At 47.0% G+C, this 22,625-nt stretch carries 20 protein-coding genes and 1 other annotated feature; of the genes, 17 read left to right on the top strand and 3 right to left on the bottom strand.

The window, feature by feature from the left end; all coding sequences use genetic code 11:
* The first annotated feature begins 10 nt into the window (after nucleotides 1-10).
* The 7 genes from AC4PM4_RS12885 (at nucleotide 11) to leuS (ending at nucleotide 7,349) form a co-directional block, all read left to right on the top strand.
* Nucleotides 11-601, top strand: coding sequence for a nicotinate-nucleotide adenylyltransferase (locus tag AC4PM4_RS12885; RefSeq protein ID WP_491613738.1), 591 nt, complete (start codon nucleotides 11-13; stop codon nucleotides 599-601).
* Nucleotides 585-1,151, top strand: a complete 567-nt coding sequence (gene yqeK, locus AC4PM4_RS12880; RefSeq protein ID WP_090809899.1) for a bis(5'-nucleosyl)-tetraphosphatase (symmetrical) YqeK — start codon at nucleotides 585-587, stop codon at nucleotides 1,149-1,151. The genes AC4PM4_RS12885 and yqeK overlap by 17 nt, the downstream gene beginning before the upstream one ends.
* Before the next feature lie 22 nt (nucleotides 1,152-1,173).
* Entirely contained in the window at nucleotides 1,174-1,521 is a 348-nt protein-coding gene (gene rsfS / locus AC4PM4_RS12875) for a ribosome silencing factor (protein ID WP_072734522.1), read from the top strand.
* Nucleotides 1,518-2,423 carry a CvfB family protein gene (locus AC4PM4_RS12870; RefSeq protein WP_491613737.1) on the top strand — a complete coding sequence of 302 codons (906 nt, stop codon included), beginning with the start codon at nucleotides 1,518-1,520 and terminating at the stop codon, nucleotides 2,421-2,423. The genes rsfS and AC4PM4_RS12870 overlap by 4 nt, the downstream gene beginning before the upstream one ends.
* A gap of 139 nt (nucleotides 2,424-2,562) precedes the next feature.
* Nucleotides 2,563-3,333 carry a class I SAM-dependent DNA methyltransferase gene (locus tag AC4PM4_RS12865; RefSeq protein ID WP_491613736.1) on the top strand — a complete coding sequence of 257 codons (771 nt, stop codon included), beginning with the start codon at nucleotides 2,563-2,565 and terminating at the stop codon, nucleotides 3,331-3,333.
* 178 nt (nucleotides 3,334-3,511) lie between these two features.
* Nucleotides 3,512-4,468: a phosphotransferase family protein gene (locus tag AC4PM4_RS12860; protein ID WP_491613735.1), complete on the top strand. Its 957-nt coding sequence runs from the start codon at nucleotides 3,512-3,514 to the stop codon at nucleotides 4,466-4,468.
* Between the two features lie 98 nt (nucleotides 4,469-4,566).
* Nucleotides 4,567-4,833: a binding site (T-box leader), on the top strand.
* A 71-nt stretch (nucleotides 4,834-4,904) separates the two neighbouring features.
* Complete coding sequence (gene leuS / locus AC4PM4_RS12855; RefSeq protein ID WP_491613734.1) at nucleotides 4,905-7,349, top strand: leucine--tRNA ligase; 2,445 nt, start codon at nucleotides 4,905-4,907, stop codon at nucleotides 7,347-7,349.
* On the opposite strand, the gene comER is transcribed toward leuS, so the two are convergent.
* Nucleotides 7,330-8,175 carry a late competence protein ComER gene (comER, locus tag AC4PM4_RS12850; RefSeq protein WP_063567276.1) on the bottom strand — a complete coding sequence of 282 codons (846 nt, stop codon included), beginning with the start codon at nucleotides 8,173-8,175 and terminating at the stop codon, nucleotides 7,330-7,332. The two genes, leuS and comER, sit on opposite strands and share 20 nt — an antisense overlap.
* Nucleotides 8,176-8,362: 187 nt before the next feature.
* Between comER and AC4PM4_RS12845 the strand changes: the two genes are divergently transcribed.
* The 3 genes from AC4PM4_RS12845 to AC4PM4_RS12835 all read left to right on the top strand — a co-directional run bounded on the left by AC4PM4_RS12845 (nucleotide 8,363) and on the right by AC4PM4_RS12835 (nucleotide 12,533).
* Nucleotides 8,363-8,950, top strand: a complete 588-nt coding sequence (locus AC4PM4_RS12845) for a ComEA family DNA-binding protein (RefSeq protein WP_256336590.1) — start codon at nucleotides 8,363-8,365, stop codon at nucleotides 8,948-8,950.
* 95 nt (nucleotides 8,951-9,045) lie between these two features.
* Nucleotides 9,046-9,567 (top strand): deoxycytidylate deaminase, encoded by a 522-nt coding sequence (locus tag AC4PM4_RS12840; RefSeq protein ID WP_063567278.1) that lies wholly within the window; start codon nucleotides 9,046-9,048, stop codon nucleotides 9,565-9,567.
* 104 nt (nucleotides 9,568-9,671) lie between these two features.
* Nucleotides 9,672-12,533, top strand: a complete 2,862-nt coding sequence (locus AC4PM4_RS12835) for a ComEC/Rec2 family competence protein (RefSeq protein WP_491613733.1) — start codon at nucleotides 9,672-9,674, stop codon at nucleotides 12,531-12,533.
* A 618-nt stretch (nucleotides 12,534-13,151) separates the two neighbouring features.
* Here the strand turns inward: AC4PM4_RS12835 and AC4PM4_RS12830 are convergent.
* Nucleotides 13,152-13,454: a hypothetical protein gene (locus tag AC4PM4_RS12830; protein WP_053781298.1), complete on the bottom strand. Its 303-nt coding sequence runs from the start codon at nucleotides 13,452-13,454 to the stop codon at nucleotides 13,152-13,154.
* Between the two features lie 349 nt (nucleotides 13,455-13,803).
* Between AC4PM4_RS12830 and AC4PM4_RS12825 the strand changes: the two genes are divergently transcribed.
* From AC4PM4_RS12825 to holA, 3 genes are all read left to right on the top strand, one after another.
* Entirely contained in the window at nucleotides 13,804-14,352 is a 549-nt protein-coding gene (locus AC4PM4_RS12825; RefSeq protein WP_024628507.1) for an RNA polymerase sigma factor, read from the top strand.
* Nucleotides 14,349-15,608 carry an anti-sigma factor family protein gene (locus tag AC4PM4_RS12820; protein ID WP_491613732.1) on the top strand — a complete coding sequence of 420 codons (1,260 nt, stop codon included), beginning with the start codon at nucleotides 14,349-14,351 and terminating at the stop codon, nucleotides 15,606-15,608. Before AC4PM4_RS12825 ends, AC4PM4_RS12820 begins: the two co-directional genes overlap by 4 nt.
* A gap of 257 nt (nucleotides 15,609-15,865) precedes the next feature.
* Complete coding sequence (gene holA / locus AC4PM4_RS12815) at nucleotides 15,866-16,882, top strand: DNA polymerase III subunit delta (RefSeq protein ID WP_491613731.1); 1,017 nt, start codon at nucleotides 15,866-15,868, stop codon at nucleotides 16,880-16,882.
* Nucleotides 16,883-17,048: 166 nt separating this feature from the next.
* Here holA and rpsT read toward each other — a convergent pair whose 3' ends face one another.
* Nucleotides 17,049-17,321 carry a 30S ribosomal protein S20 gene (gene rpsT / locus AC4PM4_RS12810; RefSeq protein ID WP_024628504.1) on the bottom strand — a complete coding sequence of 91 codons (273 nt, stop codon included), beginning with the start codon at nucleotides 17,319-17,321 and terminating at the stop codon, nucleotides 17,049-17,051.
* A 175-nt stretch (nucleotides 17,322-17,496) separates the two neighbouring features.
* Between rpsT and gpr the strand changes: the two genes are divergently transcribed.
* The 4 genes from gpr to lepA all read left to right on the top strand — a co-directional run bounded on the left by gpr (nucleotide 17,497) and on the right by lepA (nucleotide 22,329).
* Nucleotides 17,497-18,498: a GPR endopeptidase gene (gene gpr / locus AC4PM4_RS12805; RefSeq protein ID WP_063567283.1), complete on the top strand. Its 1,002-nt coding sequence runs from the start codon at nucleotides 17,497-17,499 to the stop codon at nucleotides 18,496-18,498.
* A 160-nt stretch (nucleotides 18,499-18,658) separates the two neighbouring features.
* Nucleotides 18,659-19,954, top strand: a complete 1,296-nt coding sequence (locus tag AC4PM4_RS12800; RefSeq protein WP_064636355.1) for a stage II sporulation protein P — start codon at nucleotides 18,659-18,661, stop codon at nucleotides 19,952-19,954.
* Nucleotides 19,955-20,008: 54 nt separating this feature from the next.
* Nucleotides 20,009-20,368 carry a hypothetical protein gene (locus AC4PM4_RS12795; RefSeq protein WP_491613730.1) on the top strand — a complete coding sequence of 120 codons (360 nt, stop codon included), beginning with the start codon at nucleotides 20,009-20,011 and terminating at the stop codon, nucleotides 20,366-20,368.
* 146 nt (nucleotides 20,369-20,514) lie between these two features.
* Entirely contained in the window at nucleotides 20,515-22,329 is a 1,815-nt protein-coding gene (gene lepA, locus AC4PM4_RS12790) for a translation elongation factor 4 (protein ID WP_063567286.1), read from the top strand.
* Nucleotides 22,330-22,625 lie beyond the last annotated feature (296 nt).

Here is a 22,625-nt window from a genome sequence, read left to right as displayed (position 1 = left end):
TGTGACGCGGGTGAAGATCGGTATCATGGGTGGTACGTTTGATCCGATCCACATGGGACACCTCCTGGCAGCTGAAGCGGCAAGGGATTCGCATGCACTGGATGAGATCTGGTTCATGCCTTCCCATGTTCCACCTCACAAACGCGGCGCCGGAGCTTCGGGACAGCAACGTCTCGAAATGACGGAAGCGGCTGTGAAAGGTGTGCAGCAATATGAGGTGCTGGGTATCGAGATGGAACTTGGCGGTGTGTCCTATACCATTGATACCATGAAGGAGCTTTGGCGCCGCTATTCGCAGCATGAATTTTACTTTATTGTTGGAGCGGATATGGTGAACTATCTTCCCAAATGGGAGCAGATCGAAGAACTCGCCGAACGTTTAACCTTCATCGGTGTGGGAAGACCGGGATTCCAGTTACATCTGGATGACCTGCCGGACGCGTTGCAGGATCGGGTATTGTTGGCTGAGATGCCCCTAGTGGATATATCATCCACAGCCGTACGCAGACGTCTTGCCAAAGGTCATTCGGTACGTTTCATGATTCCTGATGAGGTGCACCAATACATTGTAAGGAGCGGTTTATATGGGACTAAGCCGTGACGAACTGATCCGCGCAGTTTCCGGTCAAATGCCGGAGAAGCGTTGGAAGCATACGCTGGGTGTCATGGAGTCGGCAGTGTTATTGGCTGAAAAATATGGTGCTGATCCTGTAAAAGCGGATTTGGCAGCAATCTTGCATGATGTGGCCAAGTATTGGCCCGTATCTGAGATGGAAGCGGTCATCCGTGATAATGGTTTGAACGAAGAACTTTTGCAGCATGACAAGCAGCTCTGGCATTCCGAAGTGGGTGCTTTTGTTGCTGAACGTGACTACGGCATCGATGATGCCGAAATTATTAATGCTATTCGTTGGCATACCTCGGGTCGAGTGGGCATGAGCCTGCTGGATAAAGTGGTATGTCTTGCGGATTATATTGAACCGGGAAGAGACTTCCCGGGAGTAAATCATATTCGCGAACAGGCTGAGCTCAGTCTGGAAGAAGGTTTAATTGCCGGTTTTGACTCAACGATCAGCTTGTTGATCTCGCAGCGCCGTGTCATTTACCCTTTGACCATGTTGTCGCGGAATGACTTGATTGCACATTTATAGATTAGATTATGGAGGTTGGTTCATGACAGTATCATCGAAAGAACTTATGAATATGGCGGTTGCGGCCGCTGACGATAAAAAAGCATCTAACATTGTAGCACTGGATCTGATTGGTATCTCGCTGGTAGCGGACTATTTTGTTATCTGTCACGGGAATTCCGATACTCAGGTACAGGCGATTGCAACAGAGATTCGTAAACAGGCGCATGCTGCCGGCGTGAACATCAAAGGCATCGAAGGTATGGATTCGGCACGTTGGGTATTGATGGATATGGGTGATGTGGTTGTTCATATCTTCCACCGTGACGAGCGTGAGTATTACAACATTGAACGACTGTGGTCTGATGCCAAAGTGGTGGAAACGGTATGAGTTTGATCGCAGGAACAGTCGTCAACTTGCCGGTTTCACGTGAAGTGTCTCCATTTGGCTACTTTTTGACGACAGGATCGGAAGATGTACTGCTTCACTATACGGAGCTCACACGGGACGTGAAAATTGGAGAAACGCTGGAGGTCTTTGTGTTCTTTGATACGGAAGATCGCCTGGCGGCAACCATGAAAAAACCATATCTCACTCTTGGCGAAATGGCACGTCTGGTTGTGGCTGATATTCACCCACGCCTCGGCTGTTTCCTCGAGATGGGGCTTGGGCGGCAATTGCTACTCCCGATTCGTGAGCTGTCTGAATTGGAAGAGCTGCGTCCCCAGGTGGGCGATGAAGTCTTTGTTATTATGGAACATGACAAGCAGGGACGTTTGCGTGCGAAATTGGCCGGAGAACGTGAGCTTGCACCATTGTCTTTCCATGCGCCAACCTCATGGGTTAATCAATGGGTTGAAGCTACGGTGTACAAGACACTTCAGATGGGTACGTTTGTACTTGTTGAAGGTGGAGTGCTGGGATTTGGAGCCATTGGCATGATCCATTCCTCGGAGCGTAACCGGATGCTGCGTCTGGGTGAAAAGGTAAACTGCCGGGTAACTATGGTCCGTGAAGATGGACGTGTCAATCTGGCAATGTCTCCTCTCAAAGAGGTTGGTCGCAACGAAGATGCAGACAAACTGCTTGCTTTCATGAAAGAGCGCCCTACGGGCGGCATGCCGTATTCGGATGCAACCCCGCCGGACATCATCAAGCAGCGCTTTGGTATCAGCAAATCCGCTTTCAAACGGGCCTTGGGCAAACTGATGAAGGACGGTCTGGTAACTCAAAAGGAAAACTGGACCTATCTGACAGAGTCTGTACCTCAGGATCAGAACGAGGACAAGTAGACAAACGGGTAGAATGGATCAAGCATACGCTTGAATCCACAAGTAAAGGCAGGGCAAGGCTGGGTGAACTCCGGACGCCCCTGCTTTTTCTTTTGTTCAAAAGAGATTCGAAAATGAAATTGAAAGTGCGGTGCCTGACATGTCTTACCGGAAATTTGCCTATGTGTACGATGAATTAATGGAGGATATGCCTTATCCGGACTGGATAAGGTTTGCGAGAACGGCTTGGGAACGGCATGGCATGCCGAAAAGTGTGGCTGAACTGGGCTGTGGAACCGGCTCAATTACGATCCCACTGGTGAACTCCGGCTTTGAAGTTACAGGTATTGACCTGTCAGCGGACATGCTGTCTGTTGCACGCAGTAAAATGGAGGCCACGCCTCAAGGCCACCGCTTATATCGGGAAGGCAGTGTCCGCTGGGTGCAGCAGGATATGCGGGACTGGAGAGTACCGGAGCCTGTGGACTCGGTGATATCGTTCTGTGATTGCGTGAATTATCTGCTTGAAAAAGAGGATATCGTTCGTACCTTTCAGCGTACTTACGAGATGCTAAAGCCGGAGGGCACATTCCTGTTCGATGTACATCATCCGAATACCCTTATTCGATACGAAGAGGAGCAACCATTTGTGTTGGACGAACGCTCCGTATCGTATATTTGGACCTGTGATATGGATCATGAACGGTGTGAGATTGAGCATCATCTAAGTATCTTTTCGTGTGTGGCTGAGAGCGGCAAGGATATGTACCAACGGTTTGAAGAGGTTCATGTTCAGCGTGCGTATGATCCGGACTGGATGAAGCTGGAGCTCACGAAGGCTGGCTTCAGAGATGTACGTGTATATGCTGATTTTGAGTGGAAAGAGGCAGGAGAAGGCGCACAGCGTCTATTCTATGTAGCCGTGAAATAGGATTAAGATAAAGAACTGTCCTTATGATGTATAAGGGCAGTTCTTTGTTTATAAGAATGTTTTTTTATATGTAATAAAAGTTATTGCCAGTGGGGTTAAAGGAAGCCATAATAGTTGGATGGAAAACGTTTTCTAATTAGTAGAATCCTGAAAAATTAAATTCTGGGTGGAATGCAGAATGGAAAGTACATACAAAACAAGGCTTACTTCCGAACAATTAGACAGAATTGTGCAGCAGCACTTTAACACAGGTGTCAAAGAATACAAAGAGATGATTGACGGGTGGGCAAACCACGCTTACTTTATTACCAAGAAAGACGGACAGAAGGTTGTACTCAAAATAGCTCCTTCTAATGGCATTAAGCTGATGCGCTGCGAACAGCATGTCATGGTTGCTGAGGTTGAAGCACTACGACTCGCGGCAGAACTTCAGGATGTACCCGTTCCTCGGGTATTGGCCTATGATCCATCGCTCACCCTGGTTCCGGCAGAATATTTTATTATGGAGTACATGCCAGGAACGCCGTATAACAAAGTCAAAGATCAGTACAGTGCAGAAGAGCAGGAATCCATAGAGCAGCAGCTGGGTGCATACAATCGTCGGATCAATGAAATTAAAGGAGAGAAGTTTGGTTACTTTTCTTCAAAGAAATCGCATTATACAACGTGGAAAGAAGCTTTCATGAGCCTAATGGATGATATGCTTGCAGATAGCAAAGCAGCGGGTGTGGAATTTTCGATTCGTTATGAGGAACTGGAGCGTTTGATTCAAGAGAAATCGGATGTGCTGGATGATGTCAAAGAGCCTGTGCTTGTACATTGGGATTTGTGGGATGGGAATGTATTTGTAGAGGCGGGGAAAATCACCGCCATTATCGATTTCGAACGTTCCCTTTGGGCAGATCCTTTAATGGAGCACTATTTCAGTCATTTTAATAATACACCGGGATTCCTCAAAGGATATGGTAGAGCAGTTACAACAGACAGTGAACGAAAAAGAAGAAGTTTATATGATCTGTATTTTGATCTGGCGCTGAGAATCGAGTGTCCATATCGTCAATACGATAACAAGGAACACATTCAGTGGTCGATTGATAATCTAGAAGAAGGAATCAAGCGATTCCAGTCGTCTTAAGGTGTATACTGATGCATAGCATTGCTTATACTCAACAGACAGTGTAATATTGACTTTAATGCTTCTTTTTTATATAATGTTTCCGATCATATCGTATACATATTTCGATGATAAGGATCAGTAGTGAGTCCTGTACATGACAGAGAGCCGGCGCTTGGTGCAAGTCGGTTGACAGTATTTCACGAACTCGCCTTGGAGAAATGCGGTGATTACACCATCTTGTAACCGACTGATTAACACTCGGGTTCAGGAATGGAAATCCGCATCGGTTAACCGCCGTTACAGGTCCAAAGGGAGTGGATGACGAAGCACGATCGTCCGCTAACTAGGGTGGTACCACGGGAATTCAACCTCTCGTCCCTAGCGCTGCAAACGCTACGGGATGCTGAGGTTTTTTTGTTGCAATAAAAGCGAATAACCAGAGGAGGAACAATAGATGAGTGAGAATCAACAGCCGAAACACGGCTATAAGCCACAAGACATGGAGAAAAGTTGGCAGCAATACTGGGATGACAATAAAACGTTTAAAACGGGTGAAGACCCCGCTAAACCGAAGTTTTATGCCTTAGATATGTTTCCGTATCCATCCGGCTCAGGCCTGCACGTAGGTCACCCGGAAGGATATACGGCAACGGATATCGTATCCCGTTTCAAACGTATGCGCGGTTTCAATGTATTGCATCCAATGGGTTGGGACGCTTTCGGCCTGCCTGCTGAGCAGCATGCATTGGATACTGGTGAGCATCCACGGGATATTACATTCCGCAATATTGACAATTTCCGTCGTCAGATCAAATCACTGGGTTTCTCATATGACTGGGATCGGGAGATCAGCACAACAGACCCTGACTATTACAAATGGACGCAATGGATCTTCATCCAGTTGTACAATAAAGGCCTGGCTTATGTAGATGAAGTGCCTGTGAACTGGTGCGAAGCTTTGGGAACGGTACTGGCGAACGAAGAAGTTATCGACGGTAAGAGTGAGCGTGGTGGACATCCGGTCGTTCGTAAACCGATGCGCCAATGGGTATTGAGAATTACGGAATATGCAGAGCGTTTGCTGGAAGACTTGGAAGAGCTGGACTGGTCGGAAAGTATCAAGGATATGCAGCGCAACTGGATCGGCAAATCGACCGGGGCGGAAGTTACTTTTGCCATTGAGGGTCATGAAGAAGTTATTAAAGTGTTTACGACACGTGCAGATACTTTGTTTGGTGCAAGTTATGCTGTATTGGCACCTGAGCATGAGCTGGTTGAAGTCATTACAACGGCTGAACAGCGTGAAGCAATCAAGGCATATCAGGAACAGGCTGCTCGCAAGAGTGATCTGGAACGTACTGATTTGGCTAAAGACAAAACGGGTGTGTTCACAGGAACTTATGCAATCAATCCGGTAAACGGAGCGAAGGTGCCAATCTGGATCGCCGATTATGTTCTGGCTGGATACGGCACAGGGGCGATCATGGCCGTTCCGGGACATGACGCTCGTGACTGGGAGTTTGCGAAACAGTTTGGTCTGGACATCATCGAGGTTGTACAGGGTGGCGACGTGACACAAGAAGCGTATTCCGGAGACGGACCGCATGTGAACTCCGATTTCCTGAACGGATTGAACAACGAAGAAGCGATTGCGAAGATGATTGCCTGGTTGGAAGAGAATGGTAAGGGGCAAGGCAAGGTAACCTATCGTCTGCGCGATTGGCTGTTCAGCCGTCAGCGTTACTGGGGTGAACCAATCCCGATTCTGCATCTGGAAGACGGAACGATGAAGACGGTGCCGGAAGATCAACTGCCTTTGCTGCTGCCGGATATTGACCAGATTAAACCCTCGGGCACTGGAGAGTCACCACTGGCGAATGTTACGGAATGGGTTAACACCGTAGATCCGGAAACGGGAATGAAAGCACGTCGCGAGACGAACACAATGCCACAATGGGCCGGTAGCTGCTGGTATTACCTGCGCTTTATTGATCCACACAATGACAAGGAACTGATCTCTCAGGAGAAACAGCAGCAATGGCTGCCAGTTGATCTGTATATCGGGGGAGCAGAGCACGCGGTGCTTCACTTGCTGTACGCTCGTTTCTGGCATAAAGTGCTGTATGATCTGGGTGTGGTGCATACCAAAGAGCCGTTCCACAAACTGGTCAACCAAGGTATGATCCTGGGAACCAACAATGAGAAGATGAGTAAATCCCGTGGTAATGTTATTAACCCGGATGAGATCGTCAATGAATTCGGTGCAGATACATTGCGTCTGTACGAAATGTTCATGGGGCCTCTGGAGGCGACAAAACCGTGGAACGCTAACGGGGTTGAGGGCATGCACCGCTTCCTGTCACGTGTATGGCGTCTGTTCATTAATGAAGATACAGGTGCAATTAATGACAAGATCACAGCAGATGGTGGAACCGATGAGTTCAAGCGGACTGCACACAAGACAATCAAAAAGGTTACAGAGGATATGGAACATCTGCGTTTCAACACAACGATCAGCCAGTTGATGATCTTCATCAACGATGCGTACAAAGCAGATACGCTGCCGCGTGAAGCAATGGAGAACTTTGTACAGCTGTTGTCACCGCTGGCACCGCATATGGCAGAGGAGCTGTGGAGCCGTCTCGGTCATGAAGGTGGAATCTCTTACGTAGCTTGGCCTGAGTATGATGAGTCCATGACGGTGGACGCCGAAGTGGAGATTGTTGTTCAAGTGAATGGCAAAATTGTAACCCGTGCTACGATCGCGAAGGATCTGGACGCACAGGGTATGCAGGACTTTACAATGGAACTGGCACCTGTGAAACAGGCACTGGAAGGCAAGACCATTCGCAAGGTCATTGCCGTTCCAGGCAAACTCGTTAATATTGTTGCCGGTTAATCTCACCGGCTTTGAATAGTTCATCCAGCTTCAACAAATCTTCATCATATTTGTCGTGAGTCGTCTGGATCAGACTGTCAAAAACCCCATTCAGACTGACCTTTAGCAAGGCAAGTGCCTGTGCGGTGATGCCGCCAGGGACAGCCACGCGAGCCTGAAGTTCTTGCGGGGTGTATCCTCCTTCGGTGAGCAGCTTGCCTGTTCCCAGGAGCATCTCGCCGGCAAGAGCGCAGGCGTCGGCTCGTTTGATGCCTGTAAGCTTGACGGCACTCTCAATCCATTGCTCCAGAAAGAACGATATGAATGCAGGTCCGCAGCTGGAGAAGTCGGATGTGATCCGGGTGCAGGCTTCATCCACTTGATAGGGTCTGCCGATATGACTGAGCAGCCCTTCCAGCACAGCGCGGTCTTCGGTAGTCATTCGCTCACCGTGAATACACAGGGACGCTCCGCTGCCGACCTGGTGCGTAACGCTGGGGATAACTTTGGAGACTTTACAAGGAAGTGAAGATTCCAGATGGCGCAGCTGCACGGGACTGGTGATCGAGACGATTATATGATTGGGATTCACGACAGGCAGGATGTCGTCAATGACATGTTTGAATTCAAGTGGCTTCACGCACAAAAAGATGATATTGCTGCGGATGACGGTTTCCCGGTTGCTCTGTGATTCATGCAGACCGGGGTAACGGAGGGATAGCTGCCGTACTTTGGAAGGGGTTCTATTGCTGGCGGCGATCTGCCGTGGCTCAAGTGCACCGGATTGAATCAAGGCATAGATCAGCAGGCTGCCCATGCTGCCGGTTCCGATAAATCCAACCTTCATTGTTCAGGCCTCCTTTCATGCTTTACGGTAATGGCGCAGTTCTTTCCCTCTAGTGTATGCGTCAGGACCTGCTTCACATGACATGAAAATAGTACAGCTTGGTTTACCAGGCAAATCCAACGGTTCGGAAGCACCGCCCGTGTTCAGAATAGATTTATTTTGAATCCAGGGAGAGGTGTGGAAGAAAATGAGATGGAACAAGGGGATGACCATTGCTGCGGCGGTGGTCGGATGTATTCTGATATTATGGTCGGGCAAAAGTGAACAGCCGCCTTCGGGCTGGGAACCTATGCAGCTCGCCACCGAGAAGCCGACGATAGAGCAGGAAACCCCTGCTGTACAGTCGGCTACTTTGGTTCAGGAACAAACGAAGGCTTCCGATGCAGAACAGAGATCGTCAACAACAGAGGCCCCAGTAGAGACTAATCTGGTTGATGCCGCAGCAGGGAAAGTGTCTGATCAGACAGTTGCAGTTAAGCAAACGGATACTCCTACTGATGGGACACAAACGAAATCCGAGGCAGCGGTTGTTTCACCAGACAATAACCAAGCTTTGGTTAGTAATGAAGCTGTCGACAATGGCAAAATTGATGTCAATACAGCTCCGGCAGCGAAGCTTATGGACCTTCCTGGAATTGGGGAGAAAAAGGCGCAAGCCATTATTGATTATCGTAATTCCCATGGTCCGTTTACCAAAGTCAGCGATCTGACCAAAGTGAAAGGAATCGGAATGAAGATGCTGGAGAAAATGGCTCCGTATGTTCAGATCAGGTAATCACGCAATATTAAATATTAGGATATAAGTTGAATTGGAAATGACATAAGAACGAAGGATGGGTTCAACTTGTATCCGATGGGAGGGAAACGGTTATGAGCACGGCAGACGTACGCAAAGACTGGGATACGTATTTCATGGACATCGCATATATGGTCTCTACCCGTTCCCGCTGTTCACGCCGTCATGTTGGGGCTGTACTTGTGCAGGGGAAGAAACTGCTTGGAACAGCCTATAATGGTGCGCCCATGGGGGTTCCGGACTGCTCTGAAGCAGGATGCATGATCTCAGAAGAATATGAGCTGGTGGTAACCGACGGTCAGGAGGAAATGGTTAAAAAGCAACGCTGTATTCGTACTATTCATGCGGAGCAGAATTTGCTTTTGTTCACCGATCGAATTGACCGTGAAGGCTCTTCTGTATATGTCACGGATGAACCTTGCTGGACTTGCTCTAATATGCTCGCGAATAGCGGTATTACAGAAATCGTGTTTCATCGCCCGTATCCCAAGGACACAGGCAAGGTAACAAATATGATGAAGCAAAAAGGTATTACGTTTCGTAAGCTGGAAAATTACCAGCCTCCGCGGGAGACGATGATGACAGTAAGTGACTAGAACCAATATAATATTCAAATTTGCGGGGAAGAACCTCCGGTTGCTGTATCAGCTGCCGGGGGTTTTTCTGCGTTCATACGGGTGACACAAAGGAGGGGAAGAAAATGAAAGGTAGACCTTTACTCGTATTTACCGTCTGCTGGTTATGCGGTAGTGGGATGGCATGTGTATTATCGGGTTGGTCCTTGATCGTGGGAATGATCGGAGCATTCGTTTGTCTGCCTCTTTTACTACGATGGATTGATATACGCGGTTGGTCCATCTTGTTACTGATTGGAGCACTCGTTGGCGGTGCTGTGCACTGGGAATGGAATGATGCGCGGAATCGGAGTAGTCTGCCCGATATCACACATACGACAGCCGAGGATTTGGACGGTTATGCAGCTACACTCGAAGGAACCCTTATGTCGGATGTACGCATAGATGGGGATCGGGCCGATTTTGAAATGCAGGTCACGTCGATGCTTCCACTATCCGATGCATCCTCGGCGCCAGCGTCGGAAGCGCGAACTGCGCCTAACGTGAGAGAACGTCTAATGGTCCAAGTTCGCCTGGCTGAGGAAGAAGAACAGCAAGTAGCAGCAGGGTGGAAGCGAGGAGATACGATCACGTTGACGGGTGCGCTTGCGCTTCCCAGCGAAGCTAGAAATTTTGGTGGGTTTGACTATCGAAATTACTTAAGGACTCTTCATATCCATTGGTTGTTTAAAGTGAAGGGTGCCAGCTCGGTAACCACCGTTCCGCCGGAAGGGCTGGGGGAACTCAATATCCTCCGGTGGAATGACATCGTCAGGCATAAACTTGGCGCAGCGGTAGAACAGATATTTCCCGAACCTCATGCGGGGTATATGAAAGGCCTGATTATCGGGATGGCTAATGATATCGATCCGGATACATATGGACAATTTTCACAGCTTGGTTTAACTCATATATTGGCGATCTCTGGAACACATGTCGCGGTGTATGTGGCATCGCTGCTGCTCCTTTTATCCTGGCTTAGGTTAACCCGAGAAACCTCGCTCACCATTGTGTTACTGCTAATACCTGCATATGTACTGTTGTCTGGCGGTTCGCCATCAGTCATTCGTGCGGGTATCATGTCGATGATTGGTTTGTATATGGCGCGGCGCGGGCTTGCGAGGGATGGATTGCAGATGATCAGTGCAGCAGCGTTGTTGATGATGTGGTGGAACCCGTATTTTTTACTGAGCGTGAGCTTTCAGCTATCTTTTCTTGTAACGGCTGGACTGATGATTTACATGCCACTGATTAATCGGATATTTAGCAGTTGGCCCAAGGGCCTTGCAGCAACAGCTTCTGTGACGGTAACAGCACAGCTCATTTCTTTTCCGGTCACGATTCTGTATTTCAACCAGTTTTCACTGCTTTCATTTATCGCAAACTTCCTGCTTGTATCTTTGATCAGTGCCATTGTACTTCCTCTTGGAACGGTTGCCCTGATTTTATCGTTCATTTGGATACCTCTGGCTAAACCATTGGCGTGGATTGCTATTATGTTGAACAAATTGACCTTTGTAAGTGTGGAGTGGATGAACAGTTTGCCTGGATTTGTGCTGATCTGGGCTACCCCATCGCTACTGTGGATAACAGCATATTATGCCGTTCTCTATGCGCTTCTGCGGGTCCTTCATCGTGGTCGAGGTGACCAGCCTGTAGTTCAGGGCACAGAAGAGGATACGGCTCCGCTGGATCGCCGATTTGTTGGGGGAACGCCTAAAGCGGCTCTAGGATTGTCTGGGTTGTCTAATGTATCATCACAAGGATTAAACAAAGGTGGACGTGAGGCTAGCCCGGGTTCGATGACAACATTAAGTGCAAGTATTGCCTGGCCGGAATATACCAGTGCATTTGCTGCGCGTGGGGCGGGTTTTTACTCTGGTGAACGGATGAACGTCTTCCACAAATGGATGTGTGCGCTGCTGGCTCTCAGCTTTGTGGTGGGATTATGGTGGGCATACCAGACACCGCAGCCTGCGGGGACAGGAGTGGTGCAGTTTTTGGATATCGGACAAGGGGACAGTACACTTATTACAACACCTGAAGGCAAACATATTTTGGTCGATGGTGGAGGTACGGTCCAGTTCGGGAAGTCTGAACAATCCTGGAAGACACGGCGTGATCCATACGAAGTAGGGGCCAAGGTGGTCGTTCCTTTATTGAAAAAGCGGGGCATTCATCGGCTGGACGCCGTAATCGTAACCCATGCCGATCAGGATCATGCTGGTGGATTACAGGCCGTGCTCGAACAGATTCCAGTGGAACGATTCATGTTCAATGGGACAACCAGCGGTACAGCCAATTTCGAGAAATTGCTGGATACCGTTATAGACAAGCAGATTCCGTTATATGCCATTCGCCAAGGGATGTCCTACGCTCCGGATGGGGAGACCAGACTACATTTTATATATCCGGATCTGGAGAAAGCGATGGATACAGAAGAAAGATTGCCCTTCTCGGAACATCAGAATCATGATTCGGTTGTCTTTATGCTGGAAATGGCAGGCGCCTCATTATTGTTCACAGGAGATATGGATGCTGCAGCCGAGCAGGATCTGCTCTATATGATTCAAGATGGATCGCTCTCAGCCTCGTTTGGACAGTACGATGCGGATGCTACGTTAGTAGATGTTACTATTCAGGAGATGTTTACACGTCATTTGGGGGAGAATCATGAGGTTCCTGTCACCATAGACGTATTAAAAGTTGCACACCACGGTAGCAAAACATCGTCAACGGAAGCTTGGTTACAGTACTGGAATGCATCTGCATCCGTGATATCTGCTGGGGCCAACAATACATATGGACATCCCAATCCTGGGGTGCTTGAACGTCTTGTAGATTCGGGTACAGAGATCTATCGAACAGATCAAATGGGGGAGATTCAGATGAAGATCAAAGATGGGAAGATTGATGTGCGCTACAAGTTGACGATGGATGATTCATGAATTTTGTGGGAGTTGGATAAAATGGATTACTCTCTTGCTTTTGAAATACCAACTATTAAGCTAATTATAGTCGCACTGAATAAGTTAATCGTGTGATCGATTTGATCCCAAGTTTTATGGCGTATCATCATATTATATACAATAAATAATAGACTACAGAGTAGAAAAAATCCCAGGAAGTACTTTAAAAAGATTTTCAAATTCATTTAATCTGCCTCATATCTGCTTAGAAATTTTGTTGCGCCGTTGTGAGTTCTAGTTCGTCTGTGCGACTTGAATTACTATTAAATAGTGTCCAGTTTTCCGTTAGTTGTCTGATTTCGCTCCTCTACGTGCCTATATTTTCTATTTTAAGTTATAAAATGGGATTTATTATGCTGTTATGTGAAATTAATGTAAAATTTCGTGAAAGATACGTAATACTTCTGTGTTCATCATGTTCGCTCAATAAAGATAAAATCTATACAGTCCCAATCTACAACTGGTTGTCATTTATTAATTTTCTGTATGAAGTACATCATTTGCTCGAAGAATGAAACCAAAAGCCCGCTTTCCGGTATACTCCTGGGGGAGAATGCCGGAAAGCGGGCTAATTTTGAAATGACTTATAACAACGAATTATTCAACGCCATCTTTGAAGTGTTTACTCCAATGTTTGTCGCCTTTGTGCAACAGATCTTCTACGGTTTTCTCAAGCGTCAGCAACAGCTGTGCTCGTACATCAAGCACGGTTTCTCTGTACAAGCGTTCTTCCGATCCGACGATTTTATCGCCGTATAATGCCTGTGCAGCGGTGTATTTCCGATGTTCCTCAACCAGGGTATCAATAGACTGCAAAGCATGTTCCACAAAATGGGATATGCTTTGATATTCTTTGGGCATTTGTTCTTTTAACGCTTGAATTTTTGCAAGAGCTGGCATGCTCATCACCTCGTGTTATGAATGTAAATTTACAATACACTGTTTTCATGAAAATTACATTAAAACGAGCTTAAATTTGTACAAAATTTGAACTTTTTTATTTTCAATGCTATAAGTGTTGTTAGCTATAATGTATGCCATTGTAATAAAATTGAGTCGTGTAAGTACTGGAATGACTTTTGAGCTGGCTTGATGACTCGTTATGCAATTTCTGTTATTCTAAGAGAAGATTTCAGCGGCTCCAATACATAAGCCGTTATTTTGTTATGGCAATAAAAAAAATACTTAACTTTGCAACAATTTTATTGATGGTCACGTCTGTAAGGTTGCAGGGAGAGGGGGATCCTTTGTGGTAGAGCCGGAACTCATCAGAGCCGCTCAATCGGGCGATCGCGACGCTCTAATTACCCTATTGCGGGACATTGAACAGCATGTTTATCGGACCGCATATTACATTCTAAATAATGAACAAGACGCTTTGGATGCTGCTCAGGAAGCGTTGATCCGAATTTACACCAAGATTAATTCATATGAGGAAAAGGCCCAGTTTAAGACATGGGTTCAGCGCATCGTCACGAATATCTGTATTGATAAATTCAGAAGAACCAAGCCCTCCGTCTCCATTGACGAGCATGATATGGTTTTTCAGGACAATCAGGATGTGGAATTCGAAGTGATGTCCACGTATGTGGCAAAGGATATTCAGGATGCCATTAACAAGCTGCCTGAGCATCATCGTACCGTTATTGTTCTAAGATATTTGCAGGACTTATCCTATAACGAAATTGCGGATTGCCTCGATCTTCCGTTGAATACGGTTAAATCTTATTTATTTAGAGCCAGACAGCAATTACAGAATCTACTACAGGAGTATCAGAAAGGTGGTGTGACAGGATGAAATGCGAAGAGGTGGTGGAATGGATGCACCGGTATCTGGATCATGATCTGGGCGAGGCGGAAACTGCGCAGATGCTACAGCATGTGGCCCAATGCGCGGAGTGCGCCGAAAATTTTAGTTTGCTCAGAGCTCTCTCCAGAGAACTGGAAGATTTGCCGCAGGTAACCCCGAGATTCAGTCTGGTTGATGCCATTATGCCGCAACTGGATGCAATCGACGAAGCGAAAAGGGAACAAAGCAGTACAATACAGGAAATGAGTCCTGTCCCTGCTGCATTTGAGAATTTACAGCGTTCTAGTGAGCGGAAACCGAAGCAAAAATGGTTGAATTCTATGGCGGGCCGGATGTCCATGGGCGCAGCAGCAGCCGCTGTTGTACTGGGCGTTGCCATTTTTGGATATCAGCCAGAGAAGATCGAAAATGCAGAAATGATAATGAGCACGGGCAGCACCCAAGAAGGTGGGAATGAGGATCAAAATCCACTGAGCAGAGAGATCGATAATGAAGATTCTTCCACCTCACTACAGAGCGATAACAGTGTGTGGGTCGATAGTTCGGAAAGTCAGCCATCCGCTGAAGATAAACAAGCTCAAGAGGTTGGTCCTGAAGAAAATGGTTCAGAAAAGGTGCAGGAACCAGAATTGAAGGAAGAGCAACCTTCTAAACAGCCGGATACTGGGTCAGAATTGAACAAGAGTGATGCAACGAAAAACGCCCCTTCCAGTTCCAATCCTGCTGATAGTACCAAGAGTGCAGATCAGCAAAAAAGTCAGGATTCAGGAGCTGCTACCGGATCTTCGGCAGGTTCTACTGAGAGTGGAGCAACGGAGCCTGAAAATGGGGATGCACAATCATTCACTACTTCTCAGGATATGCCTGATGTTAAGGTAGAAGAGCCGACGGAGGGCGTGACGAGTCCTGATTCCGAGACAGGCATGGATGCAGCGGGAGGAAATAAGGGATTGGCTGCCACGGATTCAGGTGCACTTGCCACGAAGACTCCAAAAGAATGGAAGTCACCCGATGGCTCCTATCTGGTCATGCTGCTCGGCGATCAGATCAGCATTTACTCTAAACCTGCCGCTGACCCGGATGTGCTTAATCTGGTCGAGCAACGTAGTGTGGAGGGTACACTAAAATCTGCGAGCTGGTCCAAGGATAGCACCGTATTCAATTACGAGACAGATCAAGATGGGACAACAGTGAAGAAATCGTTTAATGTGTCCACTGGTTCAAGCGGGACCTCTGGTAAATAGGCTGTAAATTATACGTTTGGCCTTAAGACTTGCCGAACATTTCTGTTGTATCAAGAATATATTGAAAGTAACAACAACGTCCTATCTCAGTTGGCATAACTGACGTCGTATGACCGCGCACCAGCTTTTTCTAGAATTGTTGGTGTCAGCGTTTATATAGATGTAGGACAGGGGGCCTTCATCCGTAACCGGATGTAAGGCCCCTTTGTTGTCTGTCACGATTTCTGGTAGGATAAGAGGGATAAGGGGGCACCGTGATGGATGTAAAGAGTGCGACAAAGGCAATACGTAATGGAGAAACGGCTCCGGTATATGTGCTGTACGGAACGGAGAAGTACCAGATACAGCAATTTACGGATATGTTAAAACAACAGGTAATTGAAGAAGAACACCGAGAATTTGCGATCATTCCATATGATCTCTCTGAGACACCTGTGGAGGTGGTCATTGAAGAAGCGGAGACGGTTCCTTTTCTTGTTCCACGTAAACTCATTATCGTTCGCGATGCTAATTTGTTTACAGCAGGCAAGGATTCCAAAATGGATCACCAGATTGATCGGCTGCTTACATATATGGACAATCCGGCAGATTATAGTACTATTGTGTTTCTGGCCCAAGGGGATAAGCTGGATGAGCGTAAAAAACTAGTCAAGGCAGCCAAGAAACAAGCCGTTGTCCTTGCGTTCGCTCCACTAAGTGGTGAAGAGCTGCTGGGTTGGATTGTAAAGCTGGCGAAGCAACGGGATGTATCTTTTGAGACTGGAGCAGCTGACACGCTTGTGAGTTATGCAGGAACAGGCTTGCAGACGTTATCTGCGGAAGTGGACAAGTTGTGTTTGTTCGCTGGTAACGGAGGCACGATTAAACGCGCAGATATCGAATCTTTGGTGGCGCGAAGTACCGAGCAGAATGTGTTCGCGTTGGTGGAGGAGCTTGCTAACTTGAGGCTGGAGAAAGCGTTGGGTCTTTTTTATGAGTTGCTGAAGCAGCGTGAAGAACCAATCAAAATTGCTGCCTTGATTGCCCGTCAATTTCGAATTATGATTCAGGTAAAGGAGTTAGGGCAGCAGAGTTACTCCCAACAGCAGATTGCCAGTCAGCTTGGTCTGCATCCGTATGCTGTCAAAATTGCTGGTGAACAGGCTCGCAAGTTTCAGGCAGAACGTTTGAGGCTAATTCTGAGTCATCTCAGTGAACTGGATTATCAGATGAAGACCGGGGCAGTGGATAAAGTGCTCGGACTAGAGCTTTTCTTGTTAAGGCTCGGTGCTTAAACTTAGATATAACTGTAACACAAAGCGGCCTCTATTCCGTTGATGGTGAGATCATCGGAATAGAGGCCGCCCCGTTTGAATGAGTGCTTATAGAATCAGATACTAAAAAATCCTGAAAGCTCGTGCTGTTCAGGATTTTTCCATTAGATCGTATAAGTAACGCTTCTTACGCTTGTGCGGAAAGAGCGTTCAGTTTTTTCGCCAAGCGAGACTTTTTGCGGGCTGCAGCATTTTTATGAACCAGACCTTTAGTTACAGCCTTGTCCAGCTTTTTGGAAGCAGCTTGAATCGCAGCTTTTGCAGTATCAACTTCGTTACTTACCAGAGCAGCATCAGCAGCTTTAACAGCTGTACGGAGTGCAGATTTCTGGGAAGCGTTGAGTGCGCGGCGCTTGTCGCTCGTTTTTACGCGTTTAACAGCGGATTTGATGTTTGGCATTACATTCACCTCCTGTAAGGCATTTGCATGAATACAAACGTTTCACAACTTAAAATATTCTAGCACGCTGGCATGCAAATTGCAACAGATTTTCCTATGATGTTCGATGGTGCTGCATAAAGCACACCATTTTCCCACACAATATGCTCAAATGCGGTAAGGGAGGCAGGGACAGATGACACTGGATTTGCAAAATTATGCAGTTCGTACCGACTTGGCAATTGACTCCAAGGAGATGGCTCAGGGGGGGCAGAAACAGACGATTCCCGGGCTACGGGAGGATGTGGATGAGAAAGACGGTATCAAAATCACACGTATTGATGTGCTTGATGATGCAGCAGCTACAGCAATTGGGCGTGTAAAGGGGCACTATGTCACTTTGGAGGTTCCATCGCTTCGTAACGGGGATACCGATCTTCAGGAGCGGGTGGCGGCAGAATTCACGCGAGAGATGGAAGATTTTTTGGCCAAAGCGGGAATTAACAAGACTTCCAAGGTGCTGATTGTGGGTTTGGGCAACCTGAACGTCACGCCTGATTCACTTGGTCCGCTGGTAGTGGAGAATCTGATGGTTACCCGTCAGTATTTTGAGCTGGTTCCGGATCAGGTTGCACCCGGTTATCGAGAAGTCAGTGCTATTGCGCCAGGTGTGCTGGGGACAACGGGTATAGAATCCAGTGACATCGTACAAGCGATCGTGGATCGAACGAAACCAGATGCAATCATTGCGATTGATGCGCTGGCTTCACGCTCCCTCGAACGTGTTAATACAACGATTCAAGTGGCAGACATCGGCATTCATCCTGGCTCAGGAATTGGGAACAAGCGACGTGGACTGACACGTGAAATATTAGGTGTTCCCTGCATTGCCATCGGTGTACCTACCGTATGTTATGCGTCGACCATCGTGAATAACGTCATCGAAATGATGCGTACTCATTTTCGGCAGGAGACCGACCAAACGAAACAGATTATGGGCATGCTGGACGATATTGGCGAAAATGACCGTCTCAGTTTGGTAAAAGAGGTACTGGAGCCACTAGGCCATGATCTGATCGTTACCCCCAAAGAAATCGACGAATTTGTCGAAGATATTGCCAATATTATTGCAACAGGTCTAAATGCAGCGCTCCATGATGCGGTAAATGCTGAGAATGTAGCTGCCTACACCCATTAATTAACATTTGAAATTTAAATGCTTGAGACTCCTGTGAAGAAGGTCCGAATCTATCGGACTTTCTTTTTTTGTGCAATCTTCTTTTTCCTGTTCTATCAAATCTGGCAGGCTCATAGAGTTGAAGTATAAGCGTTGTCCAGCAGGGAAGGAGACAGAAGCAATGAACAAAATATTGGCCTGGAATATTGGTAAATGGAAAAAGAGATGTTTGCACGTGCTGGCCATGGGCCGTACGTTGTTGTTGCTTATGATCATATCTGCTTTGTTTTTTGTTGTACTCGGTCTAGGGGGCATGGCAGAGAAGCGTTTGAATAGCTCACCCGTTTCTTCTATGAAAGGGTTTGCGGGAGCCGTATCAAGCAGCTTTTTTGTGGACATGCTCGGCATGGAAATGCCGCATCTAACTCAGAAGGAACAAGCCTCTGCATTTTCTGGTGAAAATCTGACTTCATTTGTGTTCCAACTGCTGACGAATGTGAATCCGCAAGACCCCAAAAGCCTGATCGCTAGAGAAATGCCTGGCATGGGTTCCAATCAACCCGTACTGCTGCGACCGGGCTCGGGAAATGAAAAAGCTGAAGCTCCAGAAGATTATCAGCCGGGTCCTGGACTCATTGATACGGCATCGGCAGGCGGAGGGAAATCAGGTGGCGAGCAGCATATCCCACCAGGTCAGGATAACCCCGATCCATCTGATCCGCAGAATCCGGGTGATGGTGAAGTAAAGGGTGATCCCCCACCGAAGAGTGGCGGTAAAGATGAACCGAGCAAACCAACGACAGGAAAAAAAGCGATTCTTGTCTACCATTCCCATCCACGTGAAGGATACAATCCTCTCTTGGGCACAAAGAGTGACAATCCTTCTTCTGGTAAATCGACGGGCAATGTTTTTCAAGTGGGAACCTACTTATCCGACAGTTTGGAGAAGCTGGGGATTGGGGTGGAGCATGCACAGGAAGATTATCCGACCAAGGTGAAGGATTATAACTGGAATTATTCCTATAAATACTCTCGTCAGACGGTGAAAACTGCACTCGCTCAAAATGACGATCTTACGTATCTCATCGATATCCACCGTGACTCACAACGTCATAACAAAACAACAACGACCATTAATAATCTGGGTTATGCCAAAGTATATTTTATTATAGGACATGAAAATCCAAACTGGCAGCAGAATGAGGCCTTTGCGGCCAAAATTCATAAGAAGCTGGAAGCGAAATATCCAGGGGTATCTCGGGGCGTATGGGGCAAGGACGGCGGCGGGGCCAACAATGGTGAATACAACCAAACGCTTTCTCCCAACAGCATATTGATTGAGATTGGCGGCATCGACAATACAGCTGCTGAACTGGAGCGGACATCCAAAGTACTCGCCGACATGATTGCAGAGGTGTACTGGAATGATCAGAAGGTGGACAAAGCGAGTGCGGAAAAGACATCACAAGGTGGCTAGTATTCCTGATATGGAAGAATAGAAGAATCGAAGATAAAACAGGAGGCGAGGAACGTGTCCAGATTCGGCAAAAGATTGTTTTCCATCTGTGTATTAATGTTGCTGGGTGTTCTGTTTGGAATGCAGCTGGCAGGCAGCAGTTTTAATAGGGGCGATAATTCGACTGACAACCCTGCAGTGGTGAAAACTGAGCCGGTGTCACCGGCTACCGAGTCTGTTCCGACCTCGGCGGTACAACAGGAGGTCAAAGAACCCCCAGTGGTACCTGTTCTGTCACCGAGTCAGGTGCTTGGCTCAGAGCAGAGCAAAGCACCGGTCGACGTGCTGGCTGACAAAACGGCAGGTCTTCTTCAAAATCTGTCCCATAACGGAATGAAGTGGGTAGTATCCTTATTTAGCGGAGTCGCTGAATAAAAGGTTATGAAATATAGGCAAAATATACCCTTGGGAGTTCGCAATTGTGACGATAATTATAAAGTTGGGGCAACGCGGGATTGATGCACCCTGCATCAACTGTTATAATGATGTGATTGACACTAGGCTGTTTCTGGGGGTAAGGAATGACTGACATTCGGGCAAGACAACGTAAAATTCGTAACTTTTCAATTATTGCACATATAGATCACGGCAAATCAACACTTGCGGACCGGATCTTGGAGCACACAGGTGCGCTCACGTCACGTGAAATGCAGGAACAGGTTCTCGATAAAATGGACCTTGAACGCGAACGTGGAATAACGATCAAGCTACAAGCAGTAGCCTTGACTTACAAAGCGGATGACGGTGAAGAGTATTTATTGAATCTGATTGATACACCAGGACACGTAGACTTCACGTATGAAGTATCACGCAGTCTTGCTGCATGTGAAGGTGCTCTGCTGGTTGTGGATGCGGCTCAGGGAATTGAAGCCCAAACACTTGCCAACGTGTATCTGGCGTTGGATAACAATCTTGAAATTTTACCGGTTATCAACAAAATTGACCTTCCGAGCGCTGATCCTGAACGGGTGAAGCAGGAAGTGGAAGATGTTATTGGTTTGGACACAAGTAATGCGGTTTTGGCTTCGGCCAAGTCAGGAATCGGAATCAAAGAAATTTTGGAGCAAGTGGTGAAAAGTGTTCCGGCACCAACTGGTGATCCTGAACAGCCTTTGAAAGCGCTGATTTTTGACTCGCACTACGACCCGTACAAAGGTGTAATCGTATATGTGCGTGTTGTTGACGGCAAAATCAAATCCGGTTCCAAAATCAAAATGATGGCAACAGGTAAATCATTTGAAGTCATTGAAGTTGGAGCGTTCAAACCTCGTATGACCATCGTGGACGAGCTGAACGTCGGGGATGTTGGATTTATTGTTGCCGGTATTCGGCATGTAGGCGATACACAAGTCGGGGATACGGTAACGGATGCCAAAAATCCAACACCGGAACCTTTGCCGGGTTATCGTAAAATTAACCCAATGGTATATTGTGGTCTCTATCCGATTGAAACATCGGACTATGTTGATCTGCGTGAAGCGTTGGAGAAATTGCAGTTGAACGATGCGTCTCTGAGCTTTGAACCGGAAACATCCAGTGCACTCGGTTTTGGATTCCGTTGCGGATTCCTTGGACTGCTTCACATGGACGTTATCCAGGAGCGGATCGAGCGGGAGTTTAATATTCCGTTGATCACAACGGCACCAAGTGTAATCTATCACGTCACCTTAACGAATGGTGAAGTGATGAAAATCGACAACCCATCCAACTATCCTGAGGTGGGACGGATTGATTACGTCGAGGAACCATATGTCAAGGCAGACATTATCGTACCGAATGATTATGTAGGTACCATTATGGAGCTGTGTCAGAATAAACGTGGTGAATATGTGAATATGGAATATCTGGACACAACACGGGTTACCATTACCTATGAGATTCCGTTGTCCGAGATTGTATATGACTTCTTCGACCAGCTGAAATCCGGTACCAAAGGATATGCATCCCTTGATTATGAGCTGTCCGGTTACCGTCAGTCCAATCTGGCGAAAATGGATATTGTACTCAATGGCGAACAGGTGGATGCTCTGTCCTTCATCGTTCACCGTGACCGTGCCTATAACCGTGGACGCATTGTCTGTGAGAAACTGCGCGAGCTGATTCCACGGCAAATGTTCGAGGTGCCAATTCAGGCATCTGTAGGTACCAAAGTTGTAGCTCGTGAAACGGTAAAAGCAATGCGTAAAAACGTACTTGCGAAGTGTTATGGCGGTGACATCTCGCGGAAACGGAAACTGCTTGAGAAGCAGAAGGAAGGTAAGAAGCGGATGAAGCAGGTTGGTAACGTAGAGGTGCCGCAAGAAGCATTCATGGCGGTTCTGAAAATTGATGATTAAGAACGCAATCTCTGAGTACATCAAATTTTGTGTATCGGAGAATGCGTTTAAAAAGACGTTTGCTTGCAAACGTCACGTGAACCCTTTCGGTACATCAATAATTTGTGTATGAAAGGATGAACGGATTTTTGAGGTACAGCACAGAATGTGTGTATTCAAATTAGATTAATAATTCATTTTTGGGTACAACACTGAGTGTGTGTATCAAAATTGAATTGCAAGACGTTTGCTTGCAAACTTAGGCACAACACAGAATAACCAATAAACCAAGCTGAAAGGGAAGCCGGATGGCTTTC

This window comes from Paenibacillus sp. MDV22-iso6, from assembly GCF_058408365.1.
Note: the sequence above shows the minus strand (reverse complement) of the source record. Positions and strands in the feature narration are given on the sequence as shown.